This window comes from Kitasatospora sp. NPDC023120, from assembly GCF_055560835.1.
On sequence record NZ_JBVHHY010000115.1, the window covers coordinates 1 to 1,452 of the forward strand.

Annotated in this window: 2 protein-coding genes; both read right to left on the reverse strand. The window is 65.3% G+C overall.

Features of this window, described 5'->3' with window-relative positions; all coding sequences use genetic code 11:
- Positions 1-131: 131 nt before the first annotated feature.
- On the reverse strand, positions 132-413 hold the full coding sequence (locus ACZ3TI_RS40970; RefSeq protein WP_465735691.1) for a hypothetical protein: 282 nt from the start codon (positions 411-413) through the stop codon (positions 132-134).
- Positions 414-440: 27 nt separating this feature from the next.
- Positions 441-1,315 (reverse strand): IS5 family transposase gene (locus ACZ3TI_RS40975; protein ID WP_465735693.1). Its coding sequence is split into 2 segments (ribosomal slippage): positions 441-923 and positions 926-1,315, totalling 873 coding nucleotides; the frame shifts between segments, so codons are not numbered across the junction.
- Positions 1,316-1,452: the final 137 nt, after the last annotated feature.

The following is a 1,452-nucleotide window of genomic DNA, read 5'->3' on the forward strand; positions in this document are numbered from 1 at the left end:
CAGGCGAAGGCCGCTTCCGTGTACGGGAGTTACCGATACGAGTGATCAAGTTCGGCAGCCCGTTCGAGGCTACTGCTTAAAGATCAAGCTAGGGCCTGTTTCAGAAGCGATCAGGAGAGCTGCCTGACAGCTCACAACCCTCGGATGGCTTCGCCCAGATCAGGGCCGTAAGAGGCCCAGCAGATGACTGAGCCGTCATTGTCGAGCTGTCCCATGAACCAGTCGTCGTCGGCTCTCACGAGGCACAAGGCATGGAAGGAGAGGATGACGTCAGGCTGGAGAGGGGTGTAGTCGGCACGGCCGTGCTCTTCGACAACGACGAGTCGTTCGAGGGAGAGCAGGGCCGCTTCGGGGTCCCCTGATGCGGAGCGCACCCGCTCGATCGTCCACCCGTCGGGAAGGCCTGCGTTCACTGCCGCATGATCGCAACGGAGGGCGTCTCAAAGCCACTCGTTTATGGCGGCGACCAGCACAGTCGCCTCATAGCGAACGGCCAACTTGTCATACCGGGTGGCGACCGCGCGGTGGCGCTTGAGGCGGTTGATGCCGCACTCCACGGCGTGGCGCTCCCTGTAGTTGTCCTTGTCGAACTTCGGTGGCCGGCCGCCATGGGAGCCGCGCTTCATGCGGTTGGCGATCTGGTCACGCTTCTCCGGGATCGTGCAGCCGATCTTGCGTTTGCGCAGGTAGGCGCGGTTCGCGCGGGAGCCGTACGCCTTATCGGCGCGGACCTTGTCCGGCCGGGTGCGCGGTCGTCCCGGCCCGAGCCGTGGAACCCGGATGCGGCCCAGGACGACCTGGAACTGCGGGGAGTCGCCGCGCTGCCCGGCCGTGATCACCAGCGACATCGGCTTCTGGGCCTGCTCGACCGCCAGGTGGATCTTGGTCGTCAGTCCACCGCGCGAGCGTCCGAGCCCGTGGTCGTCGGGCTCGGTGAAGACACCGCCGGGCGGCTCGACCTGCATGTCCCCCTTTTACGGGCGCCGGCCGCGTGCTGGTGCGCACGGGCGACCGTCGAGTCCACCGAGATGTCCCAGGCGATCAGGCCCTTCGCGTCGGCCTGGGCCTGGAGCTGCTCGAAAATGCGGTGCCAGGTGCCGTCGCGCTGCCAGCGGCGGAACAGGCCGTACACCGTCTCCCACGGCCCGTACCGTTCGGGAAGGTCGCGCCACGGTATGCCCGTCCGAGTGCGGAACCGTATGCCGTTGATCAGCTGCCGCTTGCTGTGCACCGGCGGCCGACCAGGCTTGATCCCCTGCGGTAGCAGCGGCTCCAGCACCGCCCACTGAGCGTCTGACAGATCTCCCCGAGCCATGGAACATGATCATCGCAGACCTTGATCCACTTCTGAAACAGACCCTAGCTTGATCTTTAAGCAGTAGCCTCGAACGGGCTGCCGAACTTGATCACTCGTATCGGTAACTCCCGTACACGGAAGCGGCCTTCGCCTGA